Origin of the sequence: Bradyrhizobium sp. JYMT SZCCT0180 (assembly GCF_018130165.1) — a bacterium.
In the GTDB taxonomy this organism is placed as follows: Bacteria; Pseudomonadota; Alphaproteobacteria; order Rhizobiales; family Xanthobacteraceae; genus Bradyrhizobium.
This window is the reverse complement of the sequence record NZ_JAFCLZ010000004.1, coordinates 35,666-49,884: the sequence shown is the minus strand read 5'-3', so window position 1 is coordinate 49,884 and position 14,219 is coordinate 35,666. Positions and strand designations below refer to the sequence as shown.

Annotated in this window: 16 protein-coding genes; 9 read left to right on the top strand and 7 right to left on the bottom strand. The window is 63.8% G+C overall.

Annotated elements, in window-relative coordinates:
* The first annotated feature begins 262 nt into the window (after positions 1-262).
* From JQ641_RS07150 to JQ641_RS07125, 6 genes are all read left to right on the top strand, one after another.
* Complete coding sequence (locus tag JQ641_RS07150) at positions 263-856, top strand: calcium-binding protein (protein ID WP_211995311.1); 594 nt, start codon at positions 263-265, stop codon at positions 854-856.
* Positions 857-1,175: 319 nt separating this feature from the next.
* Positions 1,176-1,487, top strand: coding sequence for a hypothetical protein (locus tag JQ641_RS07145; RefSeq protein WP_192736149.1), 312 nt, complete (start codon positions 1,176-1,178; stop codon positions 1,485-1,487).
* A 120-nt stretch (positions 1,488-1,607) separates the two neighbouring features.
* Positions 1,608-1,913 (top strand): hypothetical protein, encoded by a 306-nt coding sequence (locus JQ641_RS07140; RefSeq protein WP_211995310.1) that lies wholly within the window; start codon positions 1,608-1,610, stop codon positions 1,911-1,913.
* Positions 1,914-2,004: 91 nt separating this feature from the next.
* On the top strand, positions 2,005-3,543 hold the full coding sequence (locus tag JQ641_RS07135) for a YifB family Mg chelatase-like AAA ATPase (protein ID WP_211995309.1): 1,539 nt from the start codon (positions 2,005-2,007) through the stop codon (positions 3,541-3,543).
* A gap of 1,033 nt (positions 3,544-4,576) precedes the next feature.
* Positions 4,577-5,044, top strand: coding sequence for a hypothetical protein (locus JQ641_RS07130; RefSeq protein WP_211995308.1), 468 nt, complete (start codon positions 4,577-4,579; stop codon positions 5,042-5,044).
* 150 nt (positions 5,045-5,194) lie between these two features.
* On the top strand, positions 5,195-7,444 hold the full coding sequence (locus JQ641_RS07125; RefSeq protein WP_211995307.1) for a PAS domain-containing hybrid sensor histidine kinase/response regulator: 2,250 nt from the start codon (positions 5,195-5,197) through the stop codon (positions 7,442-7,444).
* 101 nt (positions 7,445-7,545) lie between these two features.
* Here the strand turns inward: JQ641_RS07125 and coaA are convergent, their stop codons facing one another.
* The 7 genes from coaA to hisB all read right to left on the bottom strand — a co-directional run bounded on the left by coaA (position 7,546) and on the right by hisB (position 12,354).
* Complete coding sequence (gene coaA, locus JQ641_RS07120) at positions 7,546-8,502, bottom strand: type I pantothenate kinase (protein ID WP_192736144.1); 957 nt, start codon at positions 8,500-8,502, stop codon at positions 7,546-7,548.
* A 15-nt stretch (positions 8,503-8,517) separates the two neighbouring features.
* Positions 8,518-8,841 carry a phosphoribosyl-ATP diphosphatase gene (locus tag JQ641_RS07115; protein ID WP_192736143.1) on the bottom strand — a complete coding sequence of 108 codons (324 nt, stop codon included), beginning with the start codon at positions 8,839-8,841 and terminating at the stop codon, positions 8,518-8,520.
* Positions 8,842-8,921: 80 nt separating this feature from the next.
* Positions 8,922-9,698, bottom strand: coding sequence for an imidazole glycerol phosphate synthase subunit HisF (gene hisF, locus JQ641_RS07110; protein WP_192736142.1), 777 nt, complete (start codon positions 9,696-9,698; stop codon positions 8,922-8,924).
* A 10-nt stretch (positions 9,699-9,708) separates the two neighbouring features.
* Positions 9,709-10,449, bottom strand: coding sequence for a 1-(5-phosphoribosyl)-5-[(5-phosphoribosylamino)methylideneamino]imidazole-4-carboxamide isomerase (gene hisA, locus JQ641_RS07105; protein ID WP_211995548.1), 741 nt, complete (start codon positions 10,447-10,449; stop codon positions 9,709-9,711).
* A complete protein-coding gene (gene hisH / locus JQ641_RS07100) occupies positions 10,446-11,096 on the bottom strand; it encodes an imidazole glycerol phosphate synthase subunit HisH (protein ID WP_192736140.1) in 651 nt (216 codons plus the stop codon). Before hisH ends, hisA begins: the two co-directional genes overlap by 4 nt.
* On the bottom strand, positions 11,093-11,623 hold the full coding sequence (locus tag JQ641_RS07095; RefSeq protein WP_211995306.1) for a DUF2628 domain-containing protein: 531 nt from the start codon (positions 11,621-11,623) through the stop codon (positions 11,093-11,095). Before JQ641_RS07095 ends, hisH begins: the two co-directional genes overlap by 4 nt.
* Before the next feature lie 137 nt (positions 11,624-11,760).
* Positions 11,761-12,354, bottom strand: coding sequence for an imidazoleglycerol-phosphate dehydratase HisB (gene hisB / locus JQ641_RS07090; protein WP_211995305.1), 594 nt, complete (start codon positions 12,352-12,354; stop codon positions 11,761-11,763).
* A gap of 179 nt (positions 12,355-12,533) precedes the next feature.
* Between hisB and hslV the strand changes: the two genes are divergently transcribed.
* From hslV to JQ641_RS07075, 3 genes are read left to right on the top strand one after another with little or no spacing between them, the layout of a single operon-like run.
* Complete coding sequence (gene hslV, locus JQ641_RS07085; RefSeq protein ID WP_211995304.1) at positions 12,534-13,091, top strand: ATP-dependent protease subunit HslV; 558 nt, start codon at positions 12,534-12,536, stop codon at positions 13,089-13,091.
* A 3-nt stretch (positions 13,092-13,094) separates the two neighbouring features.
* A complete protein-coding gene (locus JQ641_RS07080; RefSeq protein ID WP_211995303.1) occupies positions 13,095-13,577 on the top strand; it encodes a GNAT family N-acetyltransferase in 483 nt (160 codons plus the stop codon).
* The gene (locus JQ641_RS07075; RefSeq protein WP_211995302.1) at positions 13,574-14,185 is read left to right on the top strand and encodes a DUF2585 domain-containing protein; all 612 of its coding nucleotides are present in this window, start codon (positions 13,574-13,576) and stop codon (positions 14,183-14,185) included. The genes JQ641_RS07080 and JQ641_RS07075 overlap by 4 nt, the downstream gene beginning before the upstream one ends.
* The last annotated feature ends 34 nt before the right edge of the window (positions 14,186-14,219 follow it).

Here is a 14,219-nt window from a genome sequence, read left to right as displayed (position 1 = left end):
TCGGCGCGCCCCTCATCCATCCGGATTTGCGAGAACGATTCGCAGCCGCACGCCTTGCCCTGATTGTGCATCCTGATCGCGCCTCGTTGGCGACAACGGGGAATCGCGACAAGCGAATCCGCGTCCTCTCCATCTGTTCGTCCGTGACGGCGATCACGGCGCGCGCGCCGACAATGCGGCATCGTCTGTTCCCGATGGGATGGCCCATCGCGGAGGGACATACAACGCTCCCGTTTCCGCTCACTCAGAACAGGAGAATTGAATGTCTAACCTTTATGGCACTTATACCTGGCGCACGCGCTACGGCCTCGACGATTTCGTCTCCGATACGTTGCGCGGCGGCAGCGGTGACGACGTCATCCGCGGCTATGGCGGCGCTGATACTCTTTACGGAAACGGCGGCCATGACGAAATCTATGGCGGCCGCGGCGACGACTGGATCAGGGGCGGCACCGGCTGGGACACGTTGAGCGGCGGTTCCGGACAAGACACCTTCGAGTTCTACAGGGGCCATAGCGGTCCCAGCTACGACCAAGCCGACGTCATCACCGACTTCAATACGAACGAGGACTCGATTCTCTTCCAGACCAGTTCGCCCCGCGGCTCCCAATCCAACTATCATGAATTCCTGTGGACTGGCGACGACCTCGGCAGCGACGAGGCCAATTTCAACGAGATGAAGCAACTGGCCCAGGAAGACTTCAACGACGACAGCAGCCTCTGGTTCGTGTTCGGCACCAACGGAACGGACGGCTACCTGTTCGCCGACCTCGATGGCAATGGCACGATCGACACCAGCATCGAGCTGCCCGGTCTGAACTCGACCGGCGACTTCTCGGCCACCAACATCTTCTGAGGGGAGGCCGGATACCGGCGCATCGCCGCAGAAGTGACGGCGGGCCAGCGACGCTCGGCCCGCCGTCACCTTCGGGACCACGGCCGTCTTTTCGGTGAGCGCTTTGCGTCGACCTTCAGCCGCGCTGCCTTCCTCATGCCAAGCCGCCGCGCGGTCGGCTGCCGGGCTGGAATTGATGCTATATCGCGCGCTCGTCCCTGTGCTGGCGCTGGAAAGGCTGCACCGACGATCGTCGGGACGGCCGCGGTCGAATAGCGTAAGGGGGGATCAGCGAACCGCCTCTTACCGCGATGCGGGGAGAGCCCCAAGGAGAGTCACGATGACCGACCAACCGAACCCCAAGCCGGGCGACCTTGTCTATGAAGACACCGGCGCCGCCGCCCCGCTGGTCTATTTCGACATCGTCGGGGCCTACGGCACCATGAACGGCTCGGTCGAGATCGAACTCGCCACCCGCATTCTCATTCCCAAGACTGACGGTTCGACCGAAGTAAAATTCATCTCCTCAGGCCGCCTGCGCTGCAGCCAGAACGCCGCCGTCAATTTGCGCAACGGCCTCGATGCCGCGCTGAAGATGCTGGAGCAGCCGGCGGCGAACGTGGCGGTCGTTGCGGCGAGTAAGCTGAACTAAGGCTCGAAACCTCCGAATTTGGTGTTATAGTACCGTACTTCGCCTCCTTAAAATAAATAAGTAATCACTATATATTTTAAGAACGAGTATGATGCGCTAGATTCCCAGTCGGAGGCTCCGATGGATATTCAGTTTGAGGGTTGGGCCCGGAAGCATGGCCGCCTGAGCATCGCTTCATTCGACCTGACCAAAACGACGGCAGGTCCGCCTGGCACGGACTTTTCAAAGGAAGAGCCGCTCATCGTTCTCTCCGGCGACGGTGGGGTCGTCGAGCGCATAACGGTGAATTGCCACACCAACGTCCGGCTTGGCGGTGACTATCAGGCGATGGTCACCCTCTCGAAGAAAGAGATAGCCCGGCTTTATTATCTGACGCACCAGATGGAAGTAGACGGCCTGATCAAAACGCTGCCCATCGCACGATGAACTGGCTTCCTGGCCGGAATCCCCATGTTCCCGTAATGTTCTTGCACTCACCTTCCTGTTCCGCTACCCTCGGTAGAAGCATGGGGTCGGCATGGTTCAGCGGGTTTCTACCGTAGCCTTTGAGGGGATCGAGGCCCGCGCGGTCGATGTGCAGGTGCAGGTCGCGCCCGGGCTGCCGGCATTCGCGATCGTCGGGCTGCCGGACAAGGCGGTTTCCGAGGCGCGCGAGCGGGTGCGCTCGGCGCTGATCGCCTCGGGGCTGGCGCTGCCGGCGCGGCGGATCACAGTCAACCTCGCTCCCGCTGATGTTCCCAAGGAAGGCAGCCACTACGATTTGCCGATCGCGCTCGGCCTGATGGCCGCCATCGGCGCGATCCCGCCGGACGCGCTCGCAGGCTTCACCGTGCTCGGCGAGCTCGGGCTCGATGGATCGATCGCGCCGGTCGCGGGGGTGCTGCCGGCGGCGATCGGCGCCAATTCGCGCGACGAAGGGCTGATCTGTCCCGCCGCCTGCGGCACGGAAGCGGCCTGGGCGAGCCCGGATATCCAGATCATCGCCGCAAAATCGCTGATCCAGATCGCCAACCACTTTAAAGGCACGCAGCTATTGTCGCGGCCGCAGCCGAAAGTGCACGAGCGCGAGGAAACGCTGCTCGATCTGCGCGACATCAAGGGCCAGGAGAGCGCCAAACGCGCGCTGGAGATCGCGGCGGCCGGCGGACACCATTTGCTGATGATCGGCTCGCCCGGCGCCGGCAAATCGATGCTGGCGGCGCGGCTGCCCTCGATCCTGCCGCCGCTGTCGCCGTCCGAATTGTTGGAAGTCTCGATGATCGCCTCCGTCGCCGGCGAGATTCGCGACGGCGCGCTGACGGCGCGGCGGCCGTTTCGGGCGCCACATCATTCGGCGAGCATGGCCGCGCTGACCGGTGGCGGCATGCGGGCAAAACCCGGCGAGATTTCGCTGGCGCATCAGGGCGTGCTGTTTCTCGACGAATTGCCGGAGTTCGATCCGCGCGTTTTGGACTCGCTGCGCCAGCCACTGGAAAACGGCGAGGTCGCGGTGTCCAGGGCCAATCACCGCGTCACCTATCCGGCGCGCTTCATGCTGGTGGCGGCGATGAACCCGTGCCGCTGCGGCCATGCCTATGAGCCCGGCTATTCCTGCAAGCGCGGGCGGATCGACCGCTGCACAGGGGATTATCAGGTTCGTATCTCCGGCCCGATGATGGACCGCATCGATCTGCGCATCGAAGTGCCGGCGGTGACCGCCGCCGACCTGATCCTGCCGCCCCCGAGCGAAGGCTCGGCCGAAGTCGCCGCCCGTGTCGCCGCCGCGCGCGACGTTCAGCTCGCGCGCTACGCCGCGGCCGGCATGCCGCATGTCCGCACCAATGCGGAAGCGCCGGCATCGCTCCTGGAAACCATCGCGCAGCCGGATGCGCAGGGCCAAAAACTGCTGCGCGACGCCGCCGAGACCATGAAGCTGACCGCGCGCGGCTATCACCGCGTGCTGCGCGTCGCCCGCACGCTGGCCGATCTCGACGGCGCGGAAAAGATCGGCCGGCTGCATCTGGCGGAAGCGTTGTCGTATCGCGCATTGGCCGATGATTCGCGGCGTGCGGCGTAATCGGCTCAGCAAACGGTCCGTAGGGTGGGTGGAGCGCAGCGATACCCACCAGCTTCGTCGCCAGCCATTGATGGGTATCGCTTACCGAACGATCACCTCTTGCACTCGGGAAACAGAAAGCCGAAACAATTCAGCTGCGGTTGTTGCCTTAGGACTGTGCCGGACCCGCAGTCGCCAAGTCGTCACTCTGGCACCACGTAAGCCGTCCCGGCGGGCCGCTTTCTAATCCTGTCGCGACAAATTGACACGACGGGCAAATCAATTCTGAGTTTCAGAAATCGCGTCAAGTAGAAAATTTCTGTAAATCAAAAATATTTCTGTTGTCGGCCGACCCAAATCAGTGCGCATCTATCGCCATCCCGTCCTGGTCAGAAGGGCGTCGGCCGTCGTCACGGACGTTGGGCGGGTTGCGGTGGACGCTGGGCGCACGTCTGACGACGGCGTGGATCGAGCGTACGGCAAAACCGTGTGGTCCTGGCACCCGTTGCTGGTGTCAAACTGTCGGAGAAGCGCAAGCGGAAACGGCAGCGACGGAGTCAACCAAGAACTCGTCTCCGGGGAGATCACGGCATAAGCCGTAAAGCCATTGCGCAGGGAATGTCGGATGTTCTCCGCTGCCCTGTATGCTCGTGTGCACACTTTTCTGTGCAAACCGCACACGAGACCGCGGGTGCAGCGCGCATCCGGCATTCCCTGCGCCCTCTCGATAAGAGGGCGGGAAGTTTCTGGCAAAGCTCGGGCGCAATGCGTCGCGAGAACGCGAACACATATTCCCGTCGTCCCGGACAAGCGAAGCGCGATCTCAGATGCGCAATTGCGCATCGGGGGACCCATAACCACAGGGAGAAGTTTTGCGAATGGTCTCCGCTACCGAGCCTCATCGAGAGATCCCGCGGTATGGATCCCGGCGTTCGCCGGGACGACACGTGGAGCGAGCGACATCTCGGCTCATAAACCCCGTAGTAACGAGTTTTCTTTACCCTCTGCCAACCATAAGCCCCCTGTCGCGGGCTTGTGCTGAGTGGGTAGTGTCATGTTGCGTCTCAAGGTTTTGGCCTCGGTGGTTCCGCTGGCCGTCGTCGCCCTGTTCGCCCGCGGCGAGTTCTCGACCGGTCCGCGCCCCTGCATCGAGATTGCGGGCGCTTCGGTCCAGATCGCGGCCCTGTCCTGGCAGGCCGAACGTCACGTCAGTTTCACTCATGATCCCGGCCGCGCCACCGTCCGCGTCCAGATCTCCGACAGCGCGGAAGCGGCGGACTTCACCGTCATCGACGACATCGACAGCACCGAGCCCGGCGCCTGTGAGAGCCATTCGCCGCCGCATCTGGTCGCGATTTCCAGCTCGCCGTCGCCGTCCGAGCCCGTCATCTATCTCTCGACGGAGGGACCCGCCGATTACCGCATCTTCGTCCGCTCGAAGAGTTTTTCGGCGCGCGACGCCGCCGCCCTCATCGTCAGCGCCCGCGGCGCACAGCCTCGCGTCGTGGCCGCCTCGCTGTGAGTTAACGTTTCATCAACCCTGTTTTTATCGCACCCGCGAAAGGCAACCAACCTCAAGCACTTTTCAAGGTCGGCGACGCATCGTCTCTCGGGACGCACCGGGCGAATCGAGCCGCCTCAATTCGAGTAAACAATCTCAGGGTAACTGACGATGGGGCGGACTTACCGGATCAAACTATACTTTCGCCGCTTCGGCCGCCGGCATCCCTGGGTCAGCTTCACCCTCCGCTCGTTCGTCGTCTTTTCCGCCACCTTTGGCGGCGCCTACGGCTTCATTACCGCAAGCCGCTCGGAAATATCCGGCTACAATCCGCACACCTTTGCGATCGGCATCAGTTTCCTGTTCGCGATCGCCTGCGTCGCGCTGGCCGCCCAGAGCGCCCGGTTTCGCTTCCTGCGCAAGAAGATGCAAAAGGTCGCCTTGCACAATGAAGCGATGGCCGACCGCAACTGGGAACTGCAGGAGGCCGAGCAGCGCACCCGCCGCCTGTTCGAATCGCAGGGCGATCTGATCATCCTGCGCGACACCGATGGCCGCATCACCTTCGTCAACGATGCCTATTGCGAACTGGCGCAAACGCCGCGCGAAGCCCTGATCGGCAGCACCGCCACGCTCGAAGTTCTGGAACAAGGCGACAGCGTGCTGGAATGGAACGGCACGCGCATCCACGACCAGAAGATCACGGGTCCCGAGGGGCCGCGATGGATCGCCTGGCGTGAAGCGCTGGTACGCAACGACGCCGGCGGGCCTTCCGAAATGCAGAGCGTCGGCCGCGACGTCACCAACCGCACCGAGAGCGAGCGCGCGCTGGCCGAGGCCCGCGACCAGGCCGATGCCGCCAGCCGCGCCAAGTCGCGCTTCCTCGCCATGGCGAGTCACGAGATCCGCACGCCGCTGAACGGCATCATCGGCATGAGCGGCCTGCTGCTGGATACGCCGCTGACGCCGGAACAGACCACCTACGTCAAGGCGGTGAAGACCTCCGGCGACGCGCTGCTGTCTCTGATCGAGGAGCTGCTGGACTATTCCAAGATCGAGGCAGGCAAGATCGACCTCGAACATCGCGCCTTCGCCCTGCCGGAGCTGATCGAGGGCATCACCGAATTGCTGGCGCCGCGCGCGCAGGCACGCAAGCTTGAGATCGCCGCCTATATCGACGAGCGCCTGCCGATGGAAGTGGTCGGCGACGCGGCGCGGCTGCGGCAGGTGCTGCTCAATCTTGCCGGCAACGCGATCAAGTTCACCGCGACCGGCGGCGTCGCATTGATTGTCGAGCCCGGCATCCGTCCGGGTGAAGTCAGCTTTGTGTTGCGCGACACCGGCATCGGCATCGCGCCCGAGGCGCAGGAGCGCATCTTCCGCGAATTCGAGCAGGCCGACGACCGCATCGCGCGCAGCTATGGCGGCACGGGATTGGGTCTCAGCATCAGCGACCGCATCGTCAAGCGGATGGGCGGCCGCATCACGCTGGAGAGCAAGCCCGGTACCGGTTCGACGTTCGCGGTGACGATCCCGCTGCCGGCCTCCGATTCCGGCTCGCCGAAGATTTTTGCCGCACCCGACCTGACCGGCCAGTCGATCATGCTGGTGTCACCGCAGAGCATCGAGGCCTCCTTGACCGCACGGCGGCTGCAGCGCTGGGGCGGCCAGACCTGCATGGTTTCCGACGCCGACGTCGCCCAGGCGCTGTTGCCGGAGCGTCCCTGGCACGCCATCCTGATCGATCATGCGCTCGGCACCAAAACCATCGAGGCGTTCGGCGAGGCCGCACGGCTGCACGCCACGCAGCGCATCGTGATGTTCACGCCGGCCACGCGGCAGGAGCTGCAGCCATCCGCGGCATCCCCCTTCACCGGCTATCTGGTCAAGCCGCTCCGCGCCGCTTCGCTCGCGGCGCGCCTGACGGCAACGCCCGAGATTTCGGCACCGAGCGTCGTCAGCGATGCCATGACCGGACTGGACGAGCCTGCCCCGACGCCGGCACCGGCGAGCAAGGGGCTTTCGATCCTGGTCGCGGAAGACAACGAGATCAACGCGCTGTTGATGCGCTCCTTGCTGAGCCGGCTGGGGCACCAGGCCGTCATCACCACCAATGGCGAAGAGGCGCTGGAATCCTGGCTGTCGGCCAAATCGGCCGGCGCGGGCTATGATCTGGTGCTGATGGATATCCAGATGCCGCAGCTCAACGGCATCGAAACCACCAAGCGGATGCGCACGCTGGAATCCGGCCTGCCCGGCCGCCGGACGCCGATCCTGGCACTGACCGCCAACACGCTGGTGGAGGACCGGTATGCCTGCTTCGAAGCCGGGATGGACGGCTTCCTGATCAAGCCGCTCGATCGCGAGAAACTGGCGGAGGCCATCGCAGGCCTAGCGGCCTCGCGGCACATCGCGGCGTGATAAGTTTGTAGGGTGGGCAAAGCGAAGCGTGCCCACCATCAAGAGCAAGGTCGCAATGGTGGGCACGGCGCAACGCGCCTTTGCCCACCCTACGAAGCTAGCTACAGCCGCCGCAGCGCGACAGTCTCGACGACGTGATCGGCGCCCTTCTTGAGGATCAGCGTCGCCCGCGGCCGCGTCGGCAAAATGTTGTCTTCGAGATTGGCAAGGTTGGTACGTTCCCAGATCGCCAGCGCGGTTGCCGTCGCCTCCTCGTCGGAGAGCGGCGCGTAACGATGGAAGTAGGACCGCGGATCGGTAAACGCCGTGTCGCGCAACGCGAGGAAGCGCCGCACATACCATTGGCGCAGCACCGCCTCGTCGGCGTCGATGTAAACCGAGAAGTCGAAGAAGTCGGAGACCACAGGCACCGCCTTGCCGTCGCGCGGCAGCCGGCCGGTCTGCAAGACATTTACGCCTTCGACGATCAGGATGTCGGGGCGGTCGACCTCGATCCACTGGTTGGGAACGATGTCGTAGGTCAAATGCGAATAGACCGGCGCGCGCACCGGCCGCCGGCCGGCCTTGATGTCGCTCAGGAACGACAGCAGCATCGGCAGGTCGTAGCTCTCCGGAAAGCCCTTCTTCTGCATCAGGCCCTGCCGCTCGAGCACGGCGTTCGGAAACAGAAAACCGTCGGTCGTCACCATTTCGACCTTGGGCCGCGGCGACCAGCGCGCCAGCAGCGCCTGCAGCACGCGCGCGGTGGTGGATTTGCCGACCGCGACCGAGCCTGCGACGCCGATGATATAGGGCACCTTGCGGTCGCGGATGCCGAGGAACTGGCGCTGCGCCTGGTAGAGCCTCAAGGTCGCATCGACATAGATCGACAGCAACCGCGACAGCGGCAGGAAGATGTCCTCGACCTCCTGCAAATCGAGGCGGTCGTGCAGCGAACGCAGCCGTTCGAATTCGCCCGGCTCCAGCGTCATCGGCGTGTCGTCGCGCAATCGCGCCCACTGCTCGCGGGTGAAGATCCGGTAGGGGTTGTATTGCTGGTCCGTCGCCCGAATGTCCATGGCGTCGCCTCTTGCTCAATCGCGCTTGCGCGCGGCTTTTTCTTCCAGCCCGGATTGGTTGGTACGTTGCCCGAGCGCGGTCTCGACTTCTTCCAGCGTCACGCCGCGCGCTTTGAGCAGCACCAGCAAATGAAACAGCAAATCGGCGCTTTCGGCGATCAGGTGGTCGCGATCGTTCTCGACCGCGGCGATCACGGTCTCGACCGCTTCCTCGCCCAGTTTCTTGGCGCAGTGCTCCGCGCCCTTGTCGAGCAACTTGCGGGTGTAGGACGCCTCTCCCCCCGATGCGGCCCGGGCATCGATGGTGGCGGCCAGATCATGAATCGTGAAACGTGGCATCAACTGAACTCAACAATTGCGCCGGCTGAAGGCCCGCGCCATCCCGATCACGGACTTAGCACTTTTGTGACGGGGAGTCGTCAGGGATCGAGCCGCATCGGCAGCCCGGCGCGCACCATGTGCTCCTTGGCTTGGCGAATGGTAAATTCGCCGAAGTGGAATATCGAGGCCGCCAGCACCGCGGTAGCGTGGCCCTGGCGGATGCCGTCCACGAGGTGGTCGAGGTTGCCGACGCCGCCGGACGCAATTACCGGTACGGGAACGCTGTCGGCGATGGCCTGCGTCAGCGGCAGGTCGAAGCCCTGTCTTGTGCCGTCCCGGTCCATCGAGGTCAGCAGGATTTCGCCGGCGCCGAGCGAGACCACTTCCTGGGCATATTCGATGGCGTCGATCCCGGTCGAATTGCGCCCGCCATGGGTGAAAATCTCCCAGCGGTCCGAACCGCCGGCGCGCTTGACCCGCTTGGCGTCGATCGCGACCACGATGCACTGCTCGCCGAACTTTTCGGCGCCCTGCTTGACGAATTCGCGGTTGGAGACCGCCGCGCTGTTGATCGAAACCTTGTCGGCGCCGGATCGCAGCAGCGTCTTGATGTCCTCGATGGTCCGCACCCCGCCGCCGACCGTCAGCGGCATGAAGCAGGCCTCCGCCGTCCGCCTGACAACGTCGAGCATGGTGCCGCGGTTCTCGTGGGTCGCGGTGATGTCGAGGAAGCAGAGCTCGTCGGCGCCGGCGGCGTCATACGCAATCGCCGCTTCGACGGGATCGCCGGCGTCGCGCAGATCGACGAAGTTGACGCCCTTGACCACGCGGCCGTCCTTGACGTCGAGGCAGGGGATCACGCGGACCTTGAACATCTTGGTCTCCCTAGGCCGCGCTGCGCGCGTTGCGAATCAGCGTCAGCGCCGCGGCAGGATCGAGCCGGCCGTCATAGAGCGCGCGGCCGGCGATGGCACCCGCCAGCTTTTTGGCGCGCGGCTCCAGCAGCGCCTTGACGTCCTCGATGGAAGCAAAGCCGCCGGAGGCGATGACTGGAATGGAGATGCTCTCGGCCAGCGCAATCGTCGCGTCGAGGTTGAGGCCCTTGAGCAGACCATCGCGCGCGATGTCCGTAAAAATGATCGCGGCGACGCCGGCGTCCTCGAACCGCTGCGCAATTTCGAGCACGGTCACCTGCGAGGTCTCGGCCCAGCCTTCGACGGCGACCTTGCCGTCGCGGGCGTCGAGACCGACCGCGACGCGGCCGGGGAATTTTTTTGCGGCGCTCTTCACCAGTTCCGGGTCGCGCACCGCCGCGGTGCCGATGATCACCCGCGCAATGCCCTTGCCGAGCCAGGCCTCGATGGTCTTGAGGTCGCGAATGCCGCCGCCGAGCTGCACCGGCATCGTGACCGCTTTGAGCATCCCTTCGACCGCCAGCGCATTCATCGGCTTGCCGGCAAAGGCGCCGTCGAGATCGACGACATGCAGATATTCAAAACCCTGCTCGGCGAAGGCGCGCGCCTGCGCCGCGGGATCGAGGTTGAACACGGTCGCCCGCGCCATGTCGCCCTGTTCGAGGCGCACGCACTGGCCGTTCTTCAGATCGACAGCGGGGAAAAGGATCACGGCTTCCATTTCAAAAAGTTCGAGATCAGACCCAGTCCGAAACGCTGGCTCTTTTCCGGGTGGAATTGCGTACCGATCGCGGTGTCCTTGCCGACCATCGCCGTTACCGGCCCGCCGTATTCGGCGCGCAGCAGTACATCCGCTTCATTGGAGGCGTTGAGGTGATAGGAGTGCACGAAATAGGCGTGGCGGCCCTTCGGCCCGAGCGGCAGGCGCTCCAGCACCGGATGCTCGCGCACCATGTCGAGCGTGTTCCAGCCCATGTGCGGAATTTTCAGATTCTCCTCGCGCGGCGTGATCTTTTCGACGTCACCTGCGATCCAGTTGAAGCCGTCGGTGGTGACATGCTCCTTGCCGCGCGTTGCCATCAGCTGCATGCCGACGCAGATGCCGAAGAACGGCCGCGCCTTGGAGCGGACGGCTTCCGTCATCGCCTCGAGCATGCCGTCGACGGCATCGAGGCCCCTGCGGCAATCGGCGAAGGCGCCGACGCCGGGCAACACGATGCGATCGGCGCGAAACACCGCTTCGGGATCGCGCGTCACCATGATCTTCGGCGGATTCTCCATGCTCCGCGCGGCGCGCTCGAACGCCTTGGCCGCCGAGTGCAGATTGCCCGAGCCGTAATCGATGATCGCAACGCTCATCGTGATCCTCCCGGCTCGGGAAACAGCCCGATGATGCCGCCCTGCGGCATCGGCGGCGGCTTCGAGAATGGTTGTCCCGGAACGTTGCGGGTCGGCGGCGGCCCGCCCCGCTCGACCGCCCATTGGTCGTTGGTGAGGCCGCGCTGCCTTGCAGTCCAGCGATCGAAGAAGCGCTGCTCGGCGGCTTCTTCATTGTCGGCTACCACGATATCGAGCTGCCGCCATTTGCGCCGCGAGAACGTCCAGCGGCGCAGGCTGGCCGCTTCAAAGCCCATCAGAACCGCAACCAGGAAATTGGCGAACAGGACCGTACCACCGCTGGCGCCGAGCGCCCTCAGGCCGAATGCGAGCGCAACTGTCAGCGCGATCCAGCCGATCAGCGCCAGCCACATACGATGCCAGACCAGCCACGGCACGCTCGCCACCGCGGCCCAGAAATGGAAGCCGTCGCGGACGAACATAAACCTGTCGGTCGTCGCCAGATCGGCGCCGCCATTGACCGGGGCATGCACTGTATAGACCGGCATCGTCACTCTCCGCCGCGAACCAGATCGAGCTGATTGGTCAGTCCGATCAGCCTTTTAGTTCAAGCATGGACCGTTTCGGGAGAACCGGTTCCCACTTTTCGCCAGCGGGGCCCTCGGGTCCAGATCATGGTCCAAAATCAGCCGCCGAGCTGACCCTTGGTGGATGGCACTTCGCCCGCGGTTTTTGGATCGATGGCAACCGCCGTCCGAAGCGCCCGGGCCAAACCCTTGAAGCAGGATTCGGCGATATGATGGCTGTTCTCGCCATATAGGGTTTCGACGTGCAAAGTCACGCCAGCGTTGGTCGTGAACGCATTGAACCATTCGCGAACCAGCTCGGTGTCGAATTCGCCGATCTTGTCGCGCGGAAAATCCACCTTGAACACCAGCACCGGCCGGCCCGAAATGTCGATCACGACGCGCGTCAGCGTCTCGTCCATCGGCATGTGGATCGAGGCATAGCGGGTAATCCCGGCCATGGTGCCGAGCGCCTGCTTCACGGCCTGCCCCAGCGCGATGCCGACGTCCTCGGTGGTGTGGTGATGGTCAACATGGAGATCGCCATCCGCCTTGACCGTGATGTCGATGCGCGAATGCCGGGCCAGGAGGTCGAGCATATGGTCGAAGAAGCCGATACCGGTCGAAACCTTGGACACGCCGGTGCCGTCGAGATTTACCGCCACCTCGATGTCGGTCTCCTTGGTCTTGCGCTTGATGGTCGCTGTGCGCATGAAATGTGCTTTCCTTTGCCTCTTCCCGGCCGAAAACGCGGCCCTTTTAACAGGCCAAAGTCGCCTTCGCCACTGCGGGATCATGCTTAAAAGGCTCAACTTCCCCGTATAGTGACCAAATCCGGCCGATTGTAACGGTGCGCTCGAGCCCCTAAATCTGGTCGGACACGAGGTATTCCATGCAAGCATCCCCCAACGAGCCGTCGGTCTGGCACGGCACCACCATTTTAACGGTCCGCAAGGGCGGCAGAGTGGTGATCGGCGGCGACGGCCAGGTCTCGATCGGCCAGACCGTGATCAAATCCAACGCCAAAAAGGTTCGCAAACTCGGCAAGGGCGACGTCATCGGCGGCTTTGCCGGCGCCACCGCTGACGCTTTCACCCTGTTCGAGCGGCTGGAGAGCAAGCTGGAGCAGTATCCGGGTCAATTGACCCGCGCCGCGGTCGAACTTGCCAAGGACTGGCGCACCGACCGCTATCTGCGCCGCCTGGAAGCGATGATGATCGTCGCCGACAAGGATGTCTCATTGGTTCTGACCGGTACCGGCGACGTGCTGGAGCCGGAGGCCGGCGTGATGGCGATCGGCTCCGGCGGCAATTATGCGCTGGCCGCCGCCCGTGCGCTGATTGACACCGACAAGGATGCCGAGGCCATCGTTCGCCGCGGGCTGGATATCGCCGCCGATATCTGCGTCTACACCAACCGCAACGTGACCATCGAGGCACTGGGCGGCTGATCGATGGCGGCTTACGTCTTTCGCCCCATGACCTCAGCGGACCTGCCGGTGATCCGGCAATGGCTCGCGCATCCCCATGTCCGGGAATGGTGGGGCGATCCGGACGAGCAATATGCGCTGGTCAGCGGCGATCTCGACGAGCCGGCCATGGATCAATTTGTCGTTTCGACAAACGGCGCCGATTTCGGCTACATCCAGTGTTATGATCTTACCGCCTGGAATTCCGGCTTCGGCACTCACCCCAAGGGCACCCGTGGCATCGATCTCTTTATTGGTGAACCCGGCATGATCGAACGCGGCCATGGCTCGGCACTGATTCGAGCCTTCGTCGACGCGCGGCTGGCGCACGGCGCGCCGCGCATGGTCACCGATCCCGACCCCGCCAACCACCGCGCCGTGCGCGCCTATGCGAAGGCCGGATTCGAAAGAGCCCATATGGTCGATACACCAGATGGTCCCGCGCTGCTGATGGTCCGCAACCCATGACCACAGGCAGCGCCGCGGCACGGCCTCCCCTCGCCAGCAGTGTTACGGCCTGGCACTGGCTGTTGATGGCCGCCGGCATCCTGGTGCTGCAGGCCTTGATCCTCTATGCGATGGGCCGCCTGCCGATCTGCGCCTGCGGCTACGTCAAACTCTGGCACGGCGTCGTGCAGAGCTCGGAGAATTCGCAGCACATCGCCGACTGGTACACGCTGTCGCATATCCTGCACGGCTTCCTGTTTTATGGCGCGGCCCATCTTCTGTTTCCACGTCTCGCCTGGCCCGCACGTCTGATACTTGCGATGCTGGTCGAGGGTGCTTGGGAGCTGGTCGAGAATTCGAGTTGGATCATCGATCGCTATCGGACCGGCACCATCTCGCTGGACTATTTCGGCGACACCATCGTCAATTCAATTTCCGACAATTTCGCCATGATCGGCGGTTTCCTGTTGGCCAGGAAGCTGCCGGTCGCGGCCACTGTGGCGCTGGCGCTGGCGTTCGAAATCGTGTTGGCGCTGCACATTCGCGACAATCTGGCGCTGAACATCATCATGCTGCTCTACCCTTTCGAGGCGATCAAGCAATGGCAGGCCGGGCCGCCGATAATCTAGGCGGTTTGTTCGCCTTGCCGAGAACGAGATTTCA

Excerpts from the sequence above, each read along its gene's own strand:
- JQ641_RS07150 (WP_211995311.1), top strand. The coding sequence starts at position 263 with ATGTCTAACCTTTATGGCACTTATACCTGGCGCACGCGCTACGGCCTC.
- JQ641_RS07145 (WP_192736149.1), top strand. The coding sequence starts at position 1,176 with ATGACCGACCAACCGAACCCCAAGCCGGGCGACCTTGTCTATGAAGAC.
- JQ641_RS07140 (WP_211995310.1), top strand. The coding sequence starts at position 1,608 with ATGGATATTCAGTTTGAGGGTTGGGCCCGGAAGCATGGCCGCCTGAGC.
- JQ641_RS07135 (WP_211995309.1), top strand. The coding sequence starts at position 2,005 with ATGGTTCAGCGGGTTTCTACCGTAGCCTTTGAGGGGATCGAGGCCCGC.
- JQ641_RS07130 (WP_211995308.1), top strand. The coding sequence starts at position 4,577 with ATGTTGCGTCTCAAGGTTTTGGCCTCGGTGGTTCCGCTGGCCGTCGTC.
- JQ641_RS07125 (WP_211995307.1), top strand. The coding sequence starts at position 5,195 with ATGGGGCGGACTTACCGGATCAAACTATACTTTCGCCGCTTCGGCCGC.
- coaA (WP_192736144.1), bottom strand. The coding sequence starts at position 8,502 with ATGGACATTCGGGCGACGGACCAGCAATACAACCCCTACCGGATCTTC.
- JQ641_RS07115 (WP_192736143.1), bottom strand. The coding sequence starts at position 8,841 with ATGCCACGTTTCACGATTCATGATCTGGCCGCCACCATCGATGCCCGG.
- hisF (WP_192736142.1), bottom strand. The coding sequence starts at position 9,698 with ATGTTCAAGGTCCGCGTGATCCCCTGCCTCGACGTCAAGGACGGCCGC.
- hisH (WP_192736140.1), bottom strand. The coding sequence starts at position 11,096 with ATGAGCGTTGCGATCATCGATTACGGCTCGGGCAATCTGCACTCGGCG.
- JQ641_RS07095 (WP_211995306.1), bottom strand. The coding sequence starts at position 11,623 with ATGCCGGTCTATACAGTGCATGCCCCGGTCAATGGCGGCGCCGATCTG.
- hisB (WP_211995305.1), bottom strand. The coding sequence starts at position 12,354 with ATGCGCACAGCGACCATCAAGCGCAAGACCAAGGAGACCGACATCGAG.
- hslV (WP_211995304.1), top strand. The coding sequence starts at position 12,534 with ATGCAAGCATCCCCCAACGAGCCGTCGGTCTGGCACGGCACCACCATT.
- JQ641_RS07080 (WP_211995303.1), top strand. The coding sequence starts at position 13,095 with ATGGCGGCTTACGTCTTTCGCCCCATGACCTCAGCGGACCTGCCGGTG.
- JQ641_RS07075 (WP_211995302.1), top strand. The coding sequence starts at position 13,574 with ATGACCACAGGCAGCGCCGCGGCACGGCCTCCCCTCGCCAGCAGTGTT.